The sequence below is a fragment of the Bradyrhizobium altum genome (assembly GCF_020889705.1).
Lineage (GTDB): Bacteria > Pseudomonadota > Alphaproteobacteria > Rhizobiales > Xanthobacteraceae > Bradyrhizobium > Bradyrhizobium altum.
In genome coordinates this window covers 18,022-36,178 of sequence record NZ_JACMYP010000058.1, presented here as the reverse complement: position 1 = coordinate 36,178, position 18,157 = coordinate 18,022, and the positions used below count along the sequence as shown (strand labels likewise).

Sequence of the window (18,157 nt, the reverse complement as noted above, 5' to 3'; positions counted from 1 at the left end):
GGAGAAAACACTGCTACGTACCCTTATCCACCTGGCCGCTCCGACTTCCGCCGAACGTCAAGGTTCTCCCGATGCTGTGCCGATCTACTCTAGCGGCGGCTTCTACGCCGTCTCGTGTGGCAGCGACCCCGGTATGAGCGCCGGGATATGATCGTCGCTCCGTTGCCATCGAACGCAGAGAGTCACCGGCTCACGCGCCAACGGCAGGTCGGTCGGCTCGCCGAGGCTCACAATCTCTTTGAGGGGATCGGCTAGCCTCCGGCCATAGGCAGCCCTCGCGGCGCATACACCTTCTGTTGGCACGAAGCGCCTTTGCGACGAGTCCGGTCGGGACGGGCCGTGAGCTCTCCGTTCGCCGGACACCATCAGTATGTCGACGACGTGCTTCTGTCGATAGATGGGTCAATCGATTGTCTTAGGACGCGCAGAACTGGCGCGGTGAAAGGATCGCTTTACGTAGATTGTACCGGTTTTCGCGGTTTGCTCATCAATCAAGCGCTGCAGGAGCCGTTCGTTTCGTTCCAGGAGGTCTTGCTGAACGACCGCGCGGTAGCGTTGCAGGTTCCTTATCCTGCCGACAGATCCGATATCGAACCCTCTTCTGCCACTGCGCTATCCTCTGGTTGGGTCTGGAACATTCCGCTCTTACCCGTGTGGGCACCGGCTACGTCTATTGCAGTCAGTCGAGGAGCTCCTGCGCCATTATACCGGCGTCACCACGGAGCCGGATGTTGTGGCCGACTACAATAGAGTCATGGCCGATTGCATCGACGCGGTGCGCGACTTTCTTGTGCTTCACTATCGCGCCTCCGATAGGGTCGACACGCCGTTTTGGCGGGCAACGAAGGAAATCCTTGTGCCTCCATCGGTGGACCAACGTCTTCAGCTTTGGAAGAAGCGGCTTCCGAATGAAAGGAGCATCAACCCTTGCTACCACGGCTTCGAATTCTACTCCTACTCCGTAATGTTGCTTGGGTTGAACTATCGGCCCCTCTGCAGCCTACCTACTCTGCGGCACGCTGACGCGCGTTCTGCCCTTGCGGCATTTCAAGAAGTACAGAATCGCACGCGCGAGCTCGTCAGCAGATTGCCCAGCCATCTGGACTATCTTCAGCATCTTCGACGAAGGAGGAACCCTTCTGCAACGGCAGGACCAAGCGATGAGACCGCCGCTTGAGCCAATGCGAGCATATAGTTGCCTAGAGCGGCAAGCGACCGACGTGCCTGAAGGAGTTCCGCGACAGCTCTCGACCGTGCAAAGGACATAGTTCGGGCAGTGAGATCTTCGCGGACATTGCGAGATCTCCGTGAGAGTGCAACTGGCTTTTTTACAAATTGCTAGTTCGGCCGGTTCACTGGTCGTGACAGATAGGATCGTTCGGCAACCGCCGCCTCGTGGCTTGCACCCGGATCTGACACGATCTTCAGAGGAAATTGACCGACCGGCCTTGCGAATTCCATCGCAATGTTCCCGCCTGCTTTCGCGACCAACGCCTTCAGGCGATCGAACTCGCCGCACCAGATCGTTTCCATGTCGCGGTCACGATTCGCATCGCGAGCATCGGCCGAGCTGCCGATCCCCACGGCGCGCACCTGGAGGAGATCCGATCTCGATCCGCCCAACAGTTCTACCCCGTAGCCAGGATTGGCCGCCTTACGCAGGACGACCTGGCCATTCTGGACCCAAGCGGTCGCCATTTCCTCCGATACCTCATATCCCAGGCCGGCAAGACCTTCGAGCACCGCGCGCCTGCGCTCCGCGGCGGCCATCGCCTTGAATTCTTCCTCGATGAGAAAGTCGGCGCGTTTGACGAGTTCTTGCCCGTTGCTGGGCGATGGCGAGGTGAGTGTGTGCTCGATTTCGCTCAGCAGCGAGGTAGCCTCGGCTGACTGCATCGCTGAAAGCTCGGCGCGTCGCGCCCGGAGCTCGTCCGCTAGCCGCGCCCTGGCGCGGCCATCCTTCACAGCCGCGGTCAGGTCCAACAGAAGGCTGTCGGCGACAAGCGATCTTCGAGCCGGCGGCTCCGTTTCCAAGAGCGCGACACGGTCCGAGAATGGGGAGGAATCGATACCGAGCCCGCGCAATTCGCCGAGAAGAGCATCGACGCGCCCCAGGGCGGGGTCCTCCATCTCCTGAGCCTGCCCGGCAATCCATTCCCGCAGGGTCGCACGGCGCTCGCCGGCGTCCAGGCGAGTGGCAAGCTCGCGTTGGCGGTCTGTCGCGGTAACATGTGCCGCCTGAGAAGGAAGCAGCAACAGCGCCTTTGCCATGGCCGCTTCCAGGCGCTCGGAAGATGCCGCCAAACCACTGAGCTCGCTTCGAATGTCGGCGGGAATTTCGACTTTCAGAGCTTGCAGTCTTTGTAGCAGCGCCTCGGCTGCTGCTTTCGAGCGTCTCAGGTCGCGCTTCGAACGGGCCACAATTTCGGCAGCTCTTTCGACCCGGCGCTCGAAATCCGCCTGAAGAAAGCCAATTTCGGCGGCGACCTGCTTCTGGAGCTCGGCGAAACGATCGGCCTCGAGCAGGCGACGAAGCTCATCCCGCCGGCCTGTGACCTTATCGATATCCTTCTGCTCAGTCGTCCCGTTGCGCCTGCCGGCGGACGTCCAGCTTTCGATCGCCGCGTCAAGCCGCGCCAGGTTGCGGTGGCAGATGGCGATAATCTCGGCTCGGGTAACGATCCTGAATGCTTTCGGTCCGCTCATTGCAATCCTCCCCCACGCAGCGCCTGTTCGACAGCATTCTTGAGCCGCAGCCGTTCGGCGTCTCCGGCATGAGTCCAAGCATAGGACGAAACCCTATGGACATAAGGAACGGTTCTTCCCAACACGTTGGGACGCCAGATTTCGCGAGCACGCGCTCTTTGAAGCAATCGATGTCGGGGCGCGTCGCATTCCACGCCGATCGCGTAGAGGCCGGTTCGGGGATCGGTCACGGCGAAATCAAGGCTAAATGCGCCGCCGTCACGAGCCCGACTGGGCTTATAGCCATTCGCCGCCAAGAATGCTTCGACCGACCTCGTGAAGCCGTCGTCCTCATAACTTCCAGAATCGTGGTGAGAGCGCTGTTCGGTGACCATGCGGTCCAGAAGCGTCTTTCCGGAGTCTGCAAGACCATCAGATACCGTCCTGGCATATTCGAGGTAGCCTTGCAGATAGTCGCGCGGCACCCTCGGCCCATTACGCCTCGTCAATAGGTCCGATATCTCAGATATCGGCATGGATGTCGCTATGACCACCTTCTCCCTTGCGCGCGTCACGGCAACGTTCAGGCGGCGCTCGCCTCCAGCGTGCCCCAGCGCGCCGAAGGTCTTGCGGAAGACGCCGTGCTCATTGCGGCCAAAGGTCGTGGAGAAAACAATGATGTCGCGCTCATCGCCTTGCACATTCTCCACGTTCTTGACGAAAAAGCCCATATCTTCGCCATGCTCGATACGTTCGCGTTCGCGCATCAACGCCTCTCGGAACGCTGCATCGTTTTCGGCGCGATCTTCCAAGGCATCTTCTATGGCGTCGGCCTGCTTGCGGTTGAACGTGACGACGCCGACCGACGGTGGCGATGAATCCTGCCAAAGCTCGGACAGGTATTGCACGACATCGCTGGCTTCTTTTTGGTTCGTCTGGGCCTTGTAAGTACCGTCCGAGCGCACCACTTCGATCGGCTTGAGCCTGCGGATTGTCTCTACTGGATGGCGAACGGGGACGCTAAGACCGTTGGCGTAGAACGATGCATTCGAGAATGAAATCAGCTCTCGATATTTCGAACGATAGTGCACCTGCAGAGTACGGGTCCGAAGCACGGAACGGGCGAGTTGGAGGAGGTCGGGACAATCCTTGATCTCTCTGCGATTCCACGTCTCCGCGAAGGCCTCGCGTTCCTCCTCGCTGGCTCCTTCTTCAGGTTCCTCGCCGTCGAATATCGCCGCTTCATCGTTCTCGACCTTGCTGGCGAAGAAGGAGGTCGGCGGCATCTGCTTTTCGTCGCCGCTGACGACAACGAGTCTGCTTCGGAACAGGGCGGGCAGGGCATATTCAACCGGCATCTGCGAAGCCTCGTCAAAGATGACGGTATCGAAGAGTCCGGCGCGCGGTTGCAGAACGCGGCTTGCGACATCCGGTGTCATGAGCCAGACCGGCCGGAGCGCGAAAAGACCAAGCGGAGCGGCGCGATCGATGAATTCGCGCAATCTTAGTGCTCTTGGCCCGCGTAGCCTCGTGATTGCATCCCACTCCGTCGTCGGACGCACTCTTGTCGCATCGATGCCTTGGACGAGAAGATCCCGATTGTACTGCCTGATCTGCGCGTCGGCTTCCGCGAGCGATTTTACCTTCGCATCGAGCTCGTCGGCGTCGAACAACACGTCAGTATTCACGCTCTCCATACCGGCCTTCCACGCCAAACGGGCCTCGCGGCCTATGGTGGCGCGAATGCAGGCGTCGAGGCCTTCGGAAGCCAGTTCCGAAAGCTCGGACTCCCTGGACCTGAGTGTTGCGAAGATGGCGCGCTCCTTGTCGTCCAGCCGCGAAGATCGAAGCCGATATTCCTGGTAGTTATTGAGCATCGGCAGGACCTGTACGATCTGGTCAATGGCGCTCGCATTGGAGCAGCCATTCTCGATCGCCGAGCGTCTCGATCCGAGCCACAGTTCGTCGAAATAGGTCTTGAGCCGCTCCAAGGCGGCGCGGCTCTCCTCTCGCGTGTCATGCCTGGTGAGCGCAAGATCAGCCCGCTCAAAGAACGTGCCGAGCTCTTCGGTCGTTCCGGCGGACAACGTCCTATCGAGCTCAAGCCGGCTCGGGCACCGATCGATGAGCGAATTGTGGCCGCCCAGACCATTGAGGAACGAGCCAAGGCGCTCGGCGAAGTCGGCGAGCTTGCCGGGCGACACGTCCAGATCGGGGGCGCGGCCGAACAGGATTGTGAAATATTGCTCTAATTCGCGCCTTGGTTGGCGTATGGCCAATTCGAGTTCGACCGCATAATACAACGAGCCGATGGCGTCGTTATCTTGCGGGAGCTGCAATGAGGCAAGGAGCTGGCGTACACGGCGCGTTCGTAGCCAATGGAGCGGGTTGATCCATTGTATGGCGCGTGCCGGCAAGCGGACTTGACCCGCGAGCTCTCCAGCGGAGCAGAGCTCTTCCTCATCGAAGGCGATGAGCTTGGAGCAAAAGTTCGGCTTGTAGGATGGACCGTCGAGCGATGAGAAGATTTCTTTAATCGCTGACAAGCCCTCGAGAATACGCGTAGCCTCCGATGTCCCATCCTCGACGTTCCGAAACAGCGGCCGCAGTCGAGCGAGATTTGCGCAGACTGAATCGCTGATCGAGCGGAGCTCGTCCGCTTCGGCAAGCCAAGAGCGAAGTTCCGCCGCATCCGATATTTTCAGGCAGTTCGACGTCTCAGCATCGGTCTGCTCCCGCCGGGCGTCGGCTTGCAAAAATGCTTGCAGATGCGAGGCGAGGGCGGCGGCGGTTCCTCGATCGGGATTAAACGGCTTGAGGGCGGACAGGGGATTGTCTTCGAATTTCGACGCCAGCCAGAATTTCGCGAGCGGACCGCAATTCTCCTCGATCGTCGCCACGTCCGCTGGATGTAGATCAGCCAGTAAGGAACGGAGTTCAGGCGCGTCGATCGGCTTGCTCCTGCCTTCTTCGATCTCGAGCAGTTCGCCGAGCAGGCTTCGATAGGACAATCCGGTCCGATCGTCCACGGAATGAAGCGCGATCTGGCGGCGGTCCAACTCCATCTCGAGCGTCTCGATGCGCGCGGCCAGGCGATCGCGCTCGCGCTTCCAGGCCGGAGATCCTCCAGGCGACAGATTGTGCAAAGCCTGCACCTGCGAACGGATTGCGCCGACGATCGGCTCGCGGTCGCGATTGGCGTCGGTGATCATGACGAAGCGGTCCGTCAGGCGTTCCTTGTCCAAGCGCTTGCGGACCACCTCCAGGGCGGCTTGCTTCTGGCAGATCACGAGAAGCGATTTTCCCGTGCCGATCGCGTCCGCGACCATGTTGACGATGGTCTGGCTCTTGCCGGTTCCGGGAGGCCCTTCGATCACCAGTCCCGGCGCCTGACGTGCTTCGAGGACGGCCGCCTCCTGCGAGGGATCGCTATCCGCGGTAAAATACCGGTCGGCCTCTTTCACCGGCGGGGATGCCGAAGGCGTCGCCTGCTGTTCGTTCAGGCGCAGGGCGGCCTCGAGTGCCGTCGCGGTCGGGGGCAAGCCCCGGAGCGTCTCAAGATCCTTCATCACCACCTGGCCCATGAAGGCCAGGTGGAACAGCACGGCTGCTGGCACCAGCTGACGCTCTTGGACGCCGACGTCAACGTCTTTTCCGGGAAGGGCCGTCAATTCATTGCCGGCCGGCTCGGCCAATCGGCTGAATGCATCCATCACCGCCTGGACGGACAGGCTTGCATGGGTCAGGAGCTCGTTGGCGGCTTCTTGCCAACGTCTCGCCTCGGGGATGCCGAGCATGGCTTCGAGCGCCGGGTTGACGAGAACGTGCTCGATCTCCGTGTCCGGATTTTTCTCGCGTCCATAACTTAAAGTCACATGACCGCGGTTTCCGACCTCCGGATTGATGCGCACCGGCCATAGCAGGACCGGGGCGATCCGGGGTCTGGCGTTCGGCCGCTGATCGCGCATGATCAGGAACGGAAATCCCATGAACAGGCCATCGATGCCGGTGTCACGCTTGTAGAGCAGCGCGTGGGAATGCAGCGATCGGAGCCTACGCTCAAGGCCATCGTCATCGGCGAAAGCCGCCGGATCGAGATTCACGGTCCGGCTCGTGCGACCAATCAGTTGATCGAGAATCTCAGCCGCCGGCACCCTGGACGTATCGAGCTCTGTGAGGTCGATCCTGGTCGACTTGCCGATCAGCATCCGCGTCAGCGGCCCGCGCAAGACCCCGCCCGAAATCCGCTTGGCGAAGAAGTTGAGGATGGTGGACACATAGCCTTGCTTTGGAAGCGGTCTCCAGGCGTCTAGTTCCACACAGAGAAGGGCGAGCGCGCGCCCAAGCGGCATCCGTCTGTCGAGGCGAAACTGATCCGCCCACTCGTCGACTTGCTGAATGCCGCATCTGGCAAAGTTTTGAATGCGCTCGTCAATTGCCTGGTAGATCTCGCGACGCGGCCGGCCAAGCAGTTCCATCGCCTCCTCGGCCGAAAAGCTGCCCAGCCCTGCCGTGGACGCTTCTTTTTCTGCTTCTTCGATGACCCCGGAGGCGGAGCGGAACTGGTTCGACGTCGCGCTGAGCAGGATGATGAGGTCTTCTTCCGCCGAGATGCGGCGCTCGGTGAGGGTGGCAACGCCGGCATGGTCGCTATCGGGGAAGAGCCTTCGCCGCTCTTCCCAGAGGGCGGCCAAGCGAGCCATCGAGGTCGACAGAAGATGGACGCGCAAAGCATCCTCCTCGACCGCGATTTCGAGTTGGGCCAATCGCTTTCGAACCGCGTCCGAGCGGACCTTCAGACGCCAAAGCCAATCGTCCGGATCGATTTTCCGGAGCAGGTCGGGGGCCGGCCCCGTAATGAGAGTGTAACCGTCGATCGGGTGATCGAGTAGCCAACCCGGGGTGACGATATTGCCCCTGACGATCAGCGGCATCGAAGGATTGAGCGCCTTCAAAGAGATGGAAAGCTTCAAATCCTCCTGAAGCTCTTCGGTCCGCAGAATTTGCCGAAGAGCGGCCGCAACCGCCGCTTCGAAGCCGGCTTCCGAAGCCCAACTTGCAACCGCGCCCCTGAGGACGAGGGCCTTGGCTTGGTCCCAATTCCCAGCTTCCGCCGCCGCCAATGCGAACATGTTTGCGGAGCGATATTGCTTTCCACCCAGAGAGATCGAGCTTTGCCCCTCTTTCTCGCCCGCTGCCTCAGTCGCTGGTGCTGATACGCTCTCTCCGCGCAGCCATGCCTGAACTTCCTTCCACTGCCAGCGCTGACGCCTGTCACGGGCCAACAGGCCCCGCAGCAAGGTGTTGATCCGCTCATCCAGGTTTTCGGGCAGGTGTACGCCGTTGGTGAGAATGTGGATCAGAAAGGCCTGCTCATTGATGCCTTCGAAGCAGCCACCCTGGGTGATCTTCTCCAGCAGGATCATCCCCATGCTCCACCAGTCGGAAGCTGGAGCTACGCCGCCGGCGATTGCCTCGGGCGCCATATAACGGGTGGTTTCGAGCGGAGACACAATATCGAGGTCGAATTCGGACAGCCGTGCCGATCCGAAGCCGCCGATGACAAGGTCGAGTGGCTCTTTTGACCGCACGAAGACGACGGAAGGGCGCAGATCCCTGTGTCGCAATCCGGCTTCGGTGAGAGCGTGAACGGCCTTGGCGAGCTCGCCCACCAACGTTGCAATGGACGCCGGATCGGCAGGATCGACGGCAAAATCCGCAAGAGTGCCGCCCTTGAATTCCTCCGCGACCTCGTAGGCGCGCTCTTGCCAGCGGCCGGTTGCGAAGAATTCGGGGACGTGATCTCGAGGAAGCTTTACGAGCAAATCATAGATCGCCCGGTCCGGCTCCGAGCCGGCCGCATAAAGTGTGAGTATTCCACGTTGTCCGTCTTGGGCGCGGGTTGCGACGAAGCGCTCGCGAACCGCGCTGGATGAGGCAATCCGATCCTGCAAATGCCAACCGTCGACGACCGTCTCAGTGTCTGGCGGAGGCTCCGGCGCCGGAAGAGGTTCGGCTGGTGAGGGCGGCTCGTCGCGTTCGATGATCGGCTCGCCGCAGAAACCGCAAACCAGGTCGCCGGCCGAGCCCCGATGACCATTTCGGCAGGTAGGGTCTTTCGATGGCGACGTTACCCGCGGACTAGGCTTCGGTCTCGTCAAGCCGGGAGCGGTTATATCGACGGCCGACAGGTCCCAGCCGCAGGTCTGTCCATTCAACGAGCCTTCGCAGAAGATTTCGGTGACAGGCCGTTCGGTAGCGCAGTTCGGGCAAAGTCTGATCATCATCAAATTTCTAAAGAGAAGGGAAACGGGTATCTTCCGAAGTTCCAAGCGTTGATCCGCCGTCTTCAAGAATATGTCGCAGGCGGCGGAAGTCGCCGCGCGCGGGAATGCCGGCAAGCCAGACGTCGCCATCGTCGTCGAACATGACATCGAAGGTGCGGTCTGTTTCGTCGATGCGACGCTCGAAACTGGCGAACCGAGTATGGCCCAACGGCGTTAGGAGGTGCAGCTCTTGATTGTCGCTGCCACGAAGCGCAAGGGTTTGCGTCTCATCGATATTGAACGGCCCGGAAACAACCGCGTCGATGAGAGGAGGCGAGCTGGCGAGCGCTTCGCAGATCGTGGCCCAGGGGTAGCCGCTAAACACGAGGATGTCGGCCTTCGTGCGAGCGCGAAGTTCTGTTAGAAGGTCGAACAAGGCCTCACGCTGGTCAAAAGGCTCTCCACCCGAAATCGTGATCCCGTCGGCGGTCGATAGCCACGGTGAAACGGCCTTGATGACTTCTGTTATGGTCGTTGTTCCGCGCCCCTGCGCCCATGTGTCCATGGAGATGCATCCTGGGCAACGGATCGAGCAGCCTTGAAACCAGATTCCGATCCTGCGGCCAGGCCCCAGGGTCGTTATCGGGAAATGGATGCGCGATAGATTGACCATCGTGCTCATGAGGACTGCTCGCTCACGAGATCAATCGAGGTCGATGGCCCGGGGCGGACCGCTTCGATCCTATATCTGCGTCTCGTTTCCGCTTCCCCATCGAACAGAGCCCGCGAGAGCGGGTTGATGAGGTGAGATTCGACTTGGTTGCGGATGCCTCGGCCGCCGTTTGAAAGATCAGAAAGGCACAGGCCGCGAAGGACCTCGCGCGCAGCTTCGCTCAAACTCACCTCATAGCCCAGCGAGCTGACGTCCCTGAGCAGATTGTCGACCATTGAATCGAATATCTCATTTGCGACCTCGGGCCGGATAAAGTCGAAAACGATGACGTTCTCTCCGATCCGGTTCAATATCTCGGGCCGGTTGAGGACTTGCTTGAAGTGCCTTTCGATCTCGCCTCGGACCTTGCTGCGTACCGCTTCGAAACTCTCTTCGGGCGTGACGTTGGCAATTCTCTCGCCGGACGGTCCCGGTACATAGATGCCTAGATTCGAGGTGAAGACAATGAACGCTTCGGAGAAATAGACGCGATCGCCTCGTCCGGAGGTAAGGACGCCGTCGTCAAGAACCTGCAGGAATTTGTCAAGTATCCTCGGATGAGCCTTCTCGATCTCATCGAACAGGACGACGCTGAACGGCTTTTCACGGATCGCGTTGGTGAGCTCGCCGCCGACATCATATCCGATATAGCCGGGCGGTGCGCCGATCAGTCGCTGGTCGGAGTGCTCGGCGCTAAACTCTGACATGTCGAAGCGGATATACGCGGATTCATCGCCGAACAGCAGGCTGGTGATGGTCTTGGCGAGTTCCGTCTTGCCGACGCCGGTCGGCCCGGCAAGAAAGACGACACCTCTTGGCCGGCCGCCGCGCGGCGATTGTCCGATCCCGGTCACCGCGCGCTTGACGATATCAAGCATATGCGTGACTGCGTGGGACTGTCCCTTGACGCGGCGTCTGACGAAGGCTTCACCCGAAGTGATCTTGTCGCGGCTGATCTTGCGCCAGGGATCCTCAGTCACGCCCACTTTGAAGCGCCGCACGGCGTCGGCGATCCGATCGAACTGCACGCCTTCGCTGCGGGCGAGCTGCGCGACCGCGCTGACGTCGAGCAACAGCAGGCCTTCAGTCTCGTCAACGAAGCCATGCGTACACTTTTCTAGGTCCGATTGGTCCGCGTTCTGCGCGCCGGGTAGACCGCGAACAAGGGAGCGGATCATGCTCCGCCTCGCCAGATGATCCGGTCGCCCGATCGGGACGTGTCTGACCTTTGGGTTTCCGATCAGGAACCAATCGGGCAGATCACCCTCCTTGTCGACGATCCAGACGACCGTATTGAAGAAGGGCAGGCGTTTGTCGCCTGCCGGACGCGCCCGCGCCGCGTGAGACAGGATCAGCGCCCGGGAGAAAAGCTGGTGCTCGGCAGGTGATAATGCGTCGTTTCGTGCGACCAGTCTCGAGGCGAAGTCCACGACCAGGACGGAGGGCTGGCCTTCAGCCGTGACGTGCCGTTCAAGCGTGGTCGACAGAAGGTCGATCCCGCCTGCCGCAGTGCCATTGGTCGGCACTAGACCCAATTGAGTGAGGTAACTTCCGTCGGCGGGCTCGACGTCCCGAAATCCGTTCAGAAGATCGAACCAGATGATCCGCCCATAACCAGCTGCCTTTAAATGGTCTGGCAGGACCCTCGATAGCGGCGCTGCGGTCACCTCGCCCGGACCGACCTCGTGGATCTGAAGGTCCCGGGTATTGCCGGAGAGCACGAATTGGCTGCGCAGAGGCAGAAAGCGCAGCAAATCGCGGAGCCATCTGGCTCTTTCCACCGAACTGTCGTGCACCGAGAAGCCCCCTTGTACGCGTATCGCGCGACTATACGGCATCTCACTCGCCGATTTCGAGAGTATTTCCCAAGAGTCCATAGGGAAATGGGATAAGGCGGCGAAGGACGAGACGGGCGGCTCGATCGAGATCGAAAGGGCCTGCAGAGCATCGGGGACACTAGTAATGTTAGCGATCTGCTCGGCCAAACGCTTCAGACCGTGTGCGACGGCAACCGCTTTCTCTGGGAGATCGTCGTTCGGCAGGCGGCGCGAGTTTTCGAAGGCAATTCGCACCCATTAAAGGAGAAGCCTGTCTTCGGCGCGTGAGCGATCGGAACGCACGTCGAACTCGGGCGTTTAGGATCTTTTACGCTTCTTCACGCATAATTTAAGCACACGGTCGTGAAGCGACGCATTCGATGAACAACAGCCTGCCCAAAAGCCTGAATCCACGGCGCCGACGAGGGAGACACCCGGACGTGACGAGCGCACCGCGTGTTCAGAAGCAGGTCGCCTTCGCGGAAGCTTCGCCCAACCAGGGAGCTTCGGTTGCGGATTCCAGAGTTCTCGCGGCTATGAGTACGCTGCCGCAATCAGATCGGAAGATGAAGCTTGAGCTTTGTCAATCGGCGAAGTAGCGGACTATCTTTGCGATCGAGATATTTCTTGAAAACGATATCTTTCGTTTCCGATTCTCGTAGGGTTTTCTCCACAATAGCCGCAGCGTAGTTCCAATATTCTTGGCCGTTCTCAGCATGGCACTCGGACAGTGACTTAGCTAGAATTTCAAGATAGATGCTGTTGAGTGCCTTTACCCAGAGTTGCTTCGCCTTCGCATGATCAAGCATTGATCCGGGCCGCTGATACCACATGATCCAATAGTCCTCCTCATCGCTCGCCCAATCGTCTTGATTGCGGCTGGGGTCAAGGCTCGGAGAGCGGCAGACCAAGGGCTCGGCGATTGTTCGATCGAAGAAGCAGTAGCAGTCCAATTTGTAGTACCAAGCAACTCTCAAGAATTTTCGAATTTCATTTTGGTCGTCGCGATCTTCTATCAATCGGGAGCCTGATTGTTCCAGTCCCGATACTATTTTCTCGAGCTTGGCTTTTTGAAATCTCTCAACCTCAAAGACCATGCCTTGATACTTCGGGAATAGCCCCTCGAGAATTTTCATGATTTCATCGAAGAATGCATGCGCAATATCGCCGCTACGCCAGCACTGCTGTACCGCGATATAGTTTCCGTAGATCAGTTTGTTGGAGTGGTCGTAAGTAAAAAATCCAAGTCCGATGGCTCGATCAGCAAGACACAAAATGAAATAGCGGGAGTCCAGTCTGTATGAAAGCTCTGTCTTTCCAGATAATACGAAACTCCTTTTCTGCCCGAGATCAGTGCGTAAGACCCAACGAACAATATCGTCCCGATCGTCTTGTTCGATCTCTGGGAAGATATCCTCATACAGATCGAATACACCTGTATCGTCAAATGTCGCCGCGTCGTTGAAATCGAGTCTCGTTACAAGCACATTTGGTTTCATCAAAGAGACGAGCTTGTCATCACTGTCCGCGATGGGGCTGGCGTGCTTATCCAAGCCGCGGATGTCCGATAGGCTAAACGGTTCAGCCAATGTCCCGGTATCAAAGTGTCGCGTGGGGAAATGGGTTGGACGCCCTTCTCTTTGCCAGCTGCGCCCACCTGCCGCATAGAGCGGAATGATAATCGGTCGGTAGCCGCTGTTTCGGCGCCGCAGGGACACAGCCAGACCCAGCTCGCGCTGAACCCACTCCGATTTCATCGAGTAATCACTGACCACGAGAATAAAAAAACTGCACTCTCGAATTTTATCTCTCAGTACGCTCATTCGGTCTCCGAAATGGAGGCCGTGGCTGTATTGAAATGCCGAAAAGCCAGCATTCTTTAGGAGCGTTTCGTAATATTGAGCCTCGTCATTGTTTTCCGCGCTATGAGAGATGAAAGTTGAAATCTGTTTTTGAGCGCCAGCGACGAACCTCATCTGCCACTCCCCAAACAACCTGGTTGCCAAATCACGGAACTCTACTTCGTATGCAGCTTCTGCGAAAGGCCTAGCGTGTTGACGTTGTTCCCATCCAGCCGGCGAGTCCCTCGGCTCCGCCAATGACGCCTCTATTCGGTGGTCCGGGAGATGGTGTCCTCCGAAGAGGTTGGTCAAACGCCTATTTCTTCAATCTCCATCAAAACGCGCAAGTCGCCTTCGCCAGAACGATACGGATGAGAGAGCGGTGGCAAATTCTCAGCGGCGAGTGTTTAGCTGGTTCTGTACGAATCGTACCCTTGTGACGTCATTGGAGCACCGCCCAACGAGCGTGTGCGCACCTTGGCCGGTACAAAACGTCGCGCCGGTAGCTACACGTTATCTGCCTACACTCGGGCTCGCCGATGCAAAACTCTGTAGAATGCACTGGCTCCTTCGGGCTGATATCGGCTCAAATCCTAGTCTCACTTTCTGCTAGAGCATGTTGTTTTTACCGGAATCGGGATTGAACGAAGCCGCTGGCGCGGCATGTAGGGAGTCATAGCAAGGATTGCCTCCTGTCTGAGAGGATTGCGGGTTTTCGAAGCCCAACCCTTTAGAGACAGGAGGTTTTCCGATGGCTGAGATCAGCCCACTTCGCCGCCGCATGATCGAGGACATGACGGTCCGCAATCTGTCACCGGCGACGCAGCAATCCTACCTCAACGCCGTAGCGAAGTTGAGCCGATATTTCGGTCGTTCCCCGGACCGCCTTGACCTGGAGGATATCCGTGCCTTCCAGGTTCATCTGGTTGCGATAGGGATGTCCTGGCCGGCGCTGAACCAGATCGTCTGCGCGCTGCGGTTCTTCTACGGTGTGACGCTTGGTCATGACGCCGTTCCGGAGCGCATCGCCTATGCGCGTAAACCGCGCAAACTGCCGGTCGTGCTGAGCGCCGACGAGGTCGTTCGCTTCCTGGAAGCAATCCCAAGCCTAAAGAGCCGTACCGCGTTGACCACCGTCTATGCCGCAGGCTTGCGCGTATCGGAAGTGGTCCTCTTGAAGGTTGTCGACATTGATAGCCAACGGATGTTGATCCGGGTCGAGCACGGCAAGGGCGGCAAGGACCGTTACGTTATGCTCTCGCCGCAGCTTTTGAGGATTCTGCGGACGTATTGGCGGCTCACTCGGCCAAAGCGATGGCTGTTTCCCGGTCGCGACGACGAGCGTCCGCTCGTCCCGAACGTGCTGCATGCCGCGTGCCGTTCAGCCTGTGCGGCGGCCGGCTTGAGCAAGTCGGTGACAGTGCATACGCTGCGGCACACCTTCGCGACCCATCTTCTGGAGAATGGGGCCGACGTGCGCATCATCCAGGTGCTGCTCGGCCATGCCAGTCTGGCCAGCACGGCGCGCTATACCCAAGTCGCCACTAAGACCATCAGCAATACGCCAAGTCCGCTTGACCGGCTTCGCCTGGAGGTCGTGCCGCCCGGCTGAGCGGACCTGATGGCTCCGGTTCTGGAAGTGGCGGATATCTTCCGCCGCCACGGCGAAGCGTTTCGGCAAGCCCGTGCCGGGCATCTGGGCCGCGTCGAGCGGCGCGTCATGGGCGCGATCACGGCATGCCGGACGGCCGTGCTCGGCGGCCACGTCGAGCAATGCGACGACTGCGGTGCCGCTCGCATCGCCTACAACTCCTGTCTTATGGGCAAAGCCGGTAATGGGGAGCTGGCGGCAATTTGATCGCGCTCCTGCACCAATCACCGCCAACCCCCTCTCCATTACGAGGTACGCCTGAGGAGTTCGATCAGCTGGTCGGTGGGCTGGAAGACGCCGCGCCGCAGGTGTCGCGACCTGCCCGCGGATGGCCAGCCAGGCACGCAGTGCGGCGGCCGCCGGCTTCCACAACGGCAGCGTCCGCTCCCGGCGTCCCTTGCCGAGCACGCGGATGCTCATCGAAGGCAGGTCGATGTCATCGACCTTGAGGCCCGTCAGTTCGGAGACGCGCAGCCCTGCGCAGACGGCCACGTGCAGCATTGCGCGATCGCGGATGCCATCGCGTGTCGCCGGATCGGGAGCGTCGAGCACGGCTTGGAGCTCTTCGCGCAGAAGGTAGGGCACCAGGCGCGTATCAGTTTTCTTGAACGGGATCGCCAGTACACGGCGGATCTGCTCGAGCGCCGCCGGCTGCCGGTACTCGAGGAAGCGGAAGAACGACTTGATCGCCGCCAGGCGAACGTTGCGCGTCACGGCCGCGTTTTTTGCGCTCGTCCTCAAGATGCTCAAGGAAGGTGCTGACGAGCCCGGCATCGATCTGTTCGAGCGTCAGCGCCGAAGGTTTGTCCTTGAGCCGGTCGGCGGCGAACACGAACAGCAGCTGGAAGCTCGAGGCATAGGAGTCCCTCGTGTGCCGGCTGGCGCCCCGCTGGCAAGCGAGGGTGTCGCGCAGGAACGTCTCGATGAGGGGAGCGATCGGCGTCATGCTGACCTCCCCTCGGACATGAACGTTTCGCTGGCCATGGCGACATCGCGCAAGAGGTCGGGCGTGGCCTCGAGATACCAGTAGGTCGCATAGATGTTAACGTGACCCATGTAGGTCGCGAGTGCCGCCATGTGCGCCCCGCACCGGCCTCGGCCGGTAGGGCTGACTTGCAGCGCGCGCACCGCAAACGTGTGCCGGAGATCGTGCAGGCGAGGACGGCGAGCCGACGTCGATCTGATGCCAGCCTTGTCGACCAGCCTGTCGAAGGTCTCCTTGACGGCAATGTAGCGTAGCGGCCGACCGCGCTTGTCGATGAAGACCGGATCATCGTCTGAGCCGGGCCCGCGACGTGCCAGGTATCGCTGCAAGCCGGCGACCGCCGTGTCGTGCAGCGGCACCAGTCGCGTCTTGCGGAACTTGGTCTCGCGGATCAGCAGACCGTCGCGGGTCACATCCGCGATCGTCAGCTTCAGGGCTTCGGAGATCCTGAGCCCGGTGGATGAGAGCAGCGCGATCAAGGTCGCTTGCGTGTGCGGGCGCAAGCCGCGCGTTGGCCGAAGCCGCAGCGCGGCTTCGACCAGCCGACTGATCTCGTCTGTCGTGTAGATGTGCGGCGTGCGACGTTTCTTGCGGGCGCCGAAGTGATTTGCCGGCGGCAGCTCGTGCCCGACGTCCTCCACCTGGACATGGCGTACGAAGCGACAGACGGCTCTGAGCCGTGCATCGCGTTGCGCGACGGATGGTCCGAGCGCGGCCCAGTCGATCGCTGTTTTTGTCTCGACGTACGTTTGTCCGCGCTCGGCCGCGAAGGCGGCAAAGCTCTTCAGCAGGTACTCCGCGGTCGACATCGCGAAGCCCGTGGTGCGGCGGAGCGCGAGATAGGTCTCGATGGCGTCGAGCATCAGAGCGCCTCCGGCCAGGGCTGAGCAACCTGCTTCAGCAGCGCGACGTCGGCCTTTGCGTAATGGGCCGTCGTGTCGATGCCGCGATGCCGAAGGACGAGGCCGATCTTGTCGAGCGGCACGCCATGGCGCAGCATCTCGGTCGCCGCGGTGTGCCGCAGAGCGTGGGCCCCTTTGACCGGCGCCACGATGTCGGCCCGCTTCATGATACGCTTGACCACCGACGAGATGCCGTCGCCTCGTCGGAATGGCCGGCACGGCGCGATCGTGCGCAGGAACAAGAGATCGTTCCGGCGGGTAGACGGCCGGCATTCGAGGTAGGCGGCGATCGCATCCCCGACGTCTTGCGGTAGCGGCAGCCGGACCTCGTAGCGCGACTTGCCGCAGACCCGTAGCGATCCCGTTTGCCACTCGATATCCGCGAGACGCAGTTGCGCCACGTCACCGGCCCGCAGGCCGAGGCGCACCAACAAAAGTACGATCGCACGATCACGCCGGCGCCCACCGACGTCGCCGTCACAGGCAGCGATCAGCCGGTCGACCTGCTCGGTCGACAGATACCGGGGCATGTCGGCAAGCTGCCAATGAGCGTAGGCTGGAACGGCGCCGTCGAGACCTGCCTGACAACGGCCTGCGACTGCGAGATACCGCAGGAAGGCCCGCAGGCTCGTCGTCATCTTCTCGATCGTGCCACTCCGCTATTGCTCGCCCGCTCCAGGAAGTAACTGCGGACATCGTTCGGCCTCCAGCCGTCCGGGTCAGATCGAAGCTCCATCATCAGGCCCGCGGCGTCGCGGGCGTAGAGCCTGACGGTGGCATCGGATGCGCCGCGATGCTTGCGCAGCCACGTCTTGAAGTCGGCGACCAGCTGCGGCTCGGCGGGTGCTGCCCCCACGGCCGCGGACCGGCAAAGGCCGAGCTCGACGAGGTGCCGACGAAAGAGCCTGGCACCGTAGATGGTGTGGTGGTTGCGCCGGCCGCCTTTGGCGCGTGGACACCGGCAAGTGCGCAGGTGCTCGCCGAACGCGGCGAGATCAACGTCCGTCAGGCCCGCGCCTTGCTCGGCCATAACGTGGCCGATGTGAGCCGCCGCTCGCAAATAGCGTACCGCTATCTCCGGGCCATAGCCCTGCCGCTCCAGCGCCGCTGCAAACCCGTCAAGGTAAGGCCCGCTCGGCCCACTGCGCAGATGCCCCAGCATCTTCGCTGCCGAGAAGTACGTCTCCAACATGTCCGTCTCCGTATGTGACCGGCCATCAGTGGCCGACCCAACGGGGCCGCACGGGCGACTTGTAATGGAGAGCTCGAGAGCGGCAATACACAGGAAAATACGGTGA

General features: G+C 60.5%; 12 protein-coding genes and 2 pseudogenes. 4 read left to right on the top strand and 10 right to left on the bottom strand.

The features are described from left to right. The first annotated feature begins 339 nt into the window (after window positions 1-339). Entirely contained in the window at window positions 340-750 is a 411-nt protein-coding gene (locus tag H8B02_RS48975) for a tryptophan 7-halogenase (RefSeq protein WP_376711671.1), read from the top strand. Beyond that, window positions 674-1,177: a tryptophan 7-halogenase gene (locus H8B02_RS48970; RefSeq protein ID WP_376711670.1), complete on the top strand. Its 504-nt coding sequence runs from the start codon at window positions 674-676 to the stop codon at window positions 1,175-1,177. The genes H8B02_RS48975 and H8B02_RS48970 overlap by 77 nt, the downstream gene beginning before the upstream one ends. A gap of 161 nt (window positions 1,178-1,338) precedes the next feature. Here the strand turns inward: H8B02_RS48970 and H8B02_RS16830 are convergent, their stop codons facing one another. The 5 genes from H8B02_RS16830 to H8B02_RS16810 form a co-directional block, all read right to left on the bottom strand. Then, a complete protein-coding gene (locus H8B02_RS16830) occupies window positions 1,339-2,706 on the bottom strand; it encodes a hypothetical protein (protein ID WP_229167253.1) in 1,368 nt (455 codons plus the stop codon). After that, on the bottom strand, window positions 2,703-8,972 hold the full coding sequence (locus tag H8B02_RS16825; RefSeq protein WP_229167252.1) for an AAA domain-containing protein: 6,270 nt from the start codon (window positions 8,970-8,972) through the stop codon (window positions 2,703-2,705). The genes H8B02_RS16830 and H8B02_RS16825 overlap by 4 nt, the downstream gene beginning before the upstream one ends. Before the next feature lie 7 nt (window positions 8,973-8,979). Next, window positions 8,980-9,633, bottom strand: coding sequence for a 4Fe-4S single cluster domain-containing protein (locus H8B02_RS16820; protein ID WP_229167251.1), 654 nt, complete (start codon window positions 9,631-9,633; stop codon window positions 8,980-8,982). Then, on the bottom strand, window positions 9,630-11,735 hold the full coding sequence (locus H8B02_RS16815; protein ID WP_312000966.1) for an AAA family ATPase: 2,106 nt from the start codon (window positions 11,733-11,735) through the stop codon (window positions 9,630-9,632). Before H8B02_RS16815 ends, H8B02_RS16820 begins: the two co-directional genes overlap by 4 nt. A 299-nt stretch (window positions 11,736-12,034) precedes the next feature. Continuing rightward, window positions 12,035-13,456 (bottom strand): toll/interleukin-1 receptor domain-containing protein, encoded by a 1,422-nt coding sequence (locus H8B02_RS16810; protein ID WP_229167250.1) that lies wholly within the window; start codon window positions 13,454-13,456, stop codon window positions 12,035-12,037. Window positions 13,457-14,072: 616 nt separating this feature from the next. Between H8B02_RS16810 and H8B02_RS16805 the strand changes: the two genes are divergently transcribed. Together H8B02_RS16805 and H8B02_RS16800 are read left to right on the top strand one after the other, a co-directional pair. Beyond that, the gene (locus H8B02_RS16805; RefSeq protein ID WP_229167249.1) at window positions 14,073-14,933 is read left to right on the top strand and encodes a tyrosine-type recombinase/integrase; all 861 of its coding nucleotides are present in this window, start codon (window positions 14,073-14,075) and stop codon (window positions 14,931-14,933) included. 9 nt (window positions 14,934-14,942) lie between these two features. After that, window positions 14,943-15,137, top strand: a pseudogene (locus H8B02_RS16800) (transposase zinc-binding domain-containing protein); the annotation flags it as partial. A 219-nt stretch (window positions 15,138-15,356) separates the two neighbouring features. On the opposite strand, the pseudogene H8B02_RS16795 reads toward H8B02_RS16800, so the two are convergent. From H8B02_RS16795 to H8B02_RS16775, 5 genes and pseudogenes are all read right to left on the bottom strand, one after another. Next, a pseudogene (locus H8B02_RS16795) lies at window positions 15,357-15,524 on the bottom strand (tyrosine-type recombinase/integrase); the annotation flags it as partial. A 43-nt stretch (window positions 15,525-15,567) separates the two neighbouring features. Beyond that, window positions 15,568-15,918 (bottom strand): site-specific integrase, encoded by a 351-nt coding sequence (locus H8B02_RS16790; protein ID WP_229167248.1) that lies wholly within the window; start codon window positions 15,916-15,918, stop codon window positions 15,568-15,570. After that, the gene (locus H8B02_RS16785; RefSeq protein WP_229167247.1) at window positions 15,915-16,820 is read right to left on the bottom strand and encodes a tyrosine-type recombinase/integrase; all 906 of its coding nucleotides are present in this window, start codon (window positions 16,818-16,820) and stop codon (window positions 15,915-15,917) included. Before H8B02_RS16785 ends, H8B02_RS16790 begins: the two co-directional genes overlap by 4 nt. Continuing rightward, the gene (locus H8B02_RS16780) at window positions 16,820-17,497 is read right to left on the bottom strand and encodes a tyrosine-type recombinase/integrase (RefSeq protein WP_229167246.1); all 678 of its coding nucleotides are present in this window, start codon (window positions 17,495-17,497) and stop codon (window positions 16,820-16,822) included. The genes H8B02_RS16785 and H8B02_RS16780 overlap by 1 nt, the downstream gene beginning before the upstream one ends. After that, complete coding sequence (locus tag H8B02_RS16775) at window positions 17,494-18,051, bottom strand: site-specific integrase (protein WP_229167245.1); 558 nt, start codon at window positions 18,049-18,051, stop codon at window positions 17,494-17,496. The genes H8B02_RS16780 and H8B02_RS16775 overlap by 4 nt, the downstream gene beginning before the upstream one ends. Window positions 18,052-18,157: the final 106 nt, after the last annotated feature.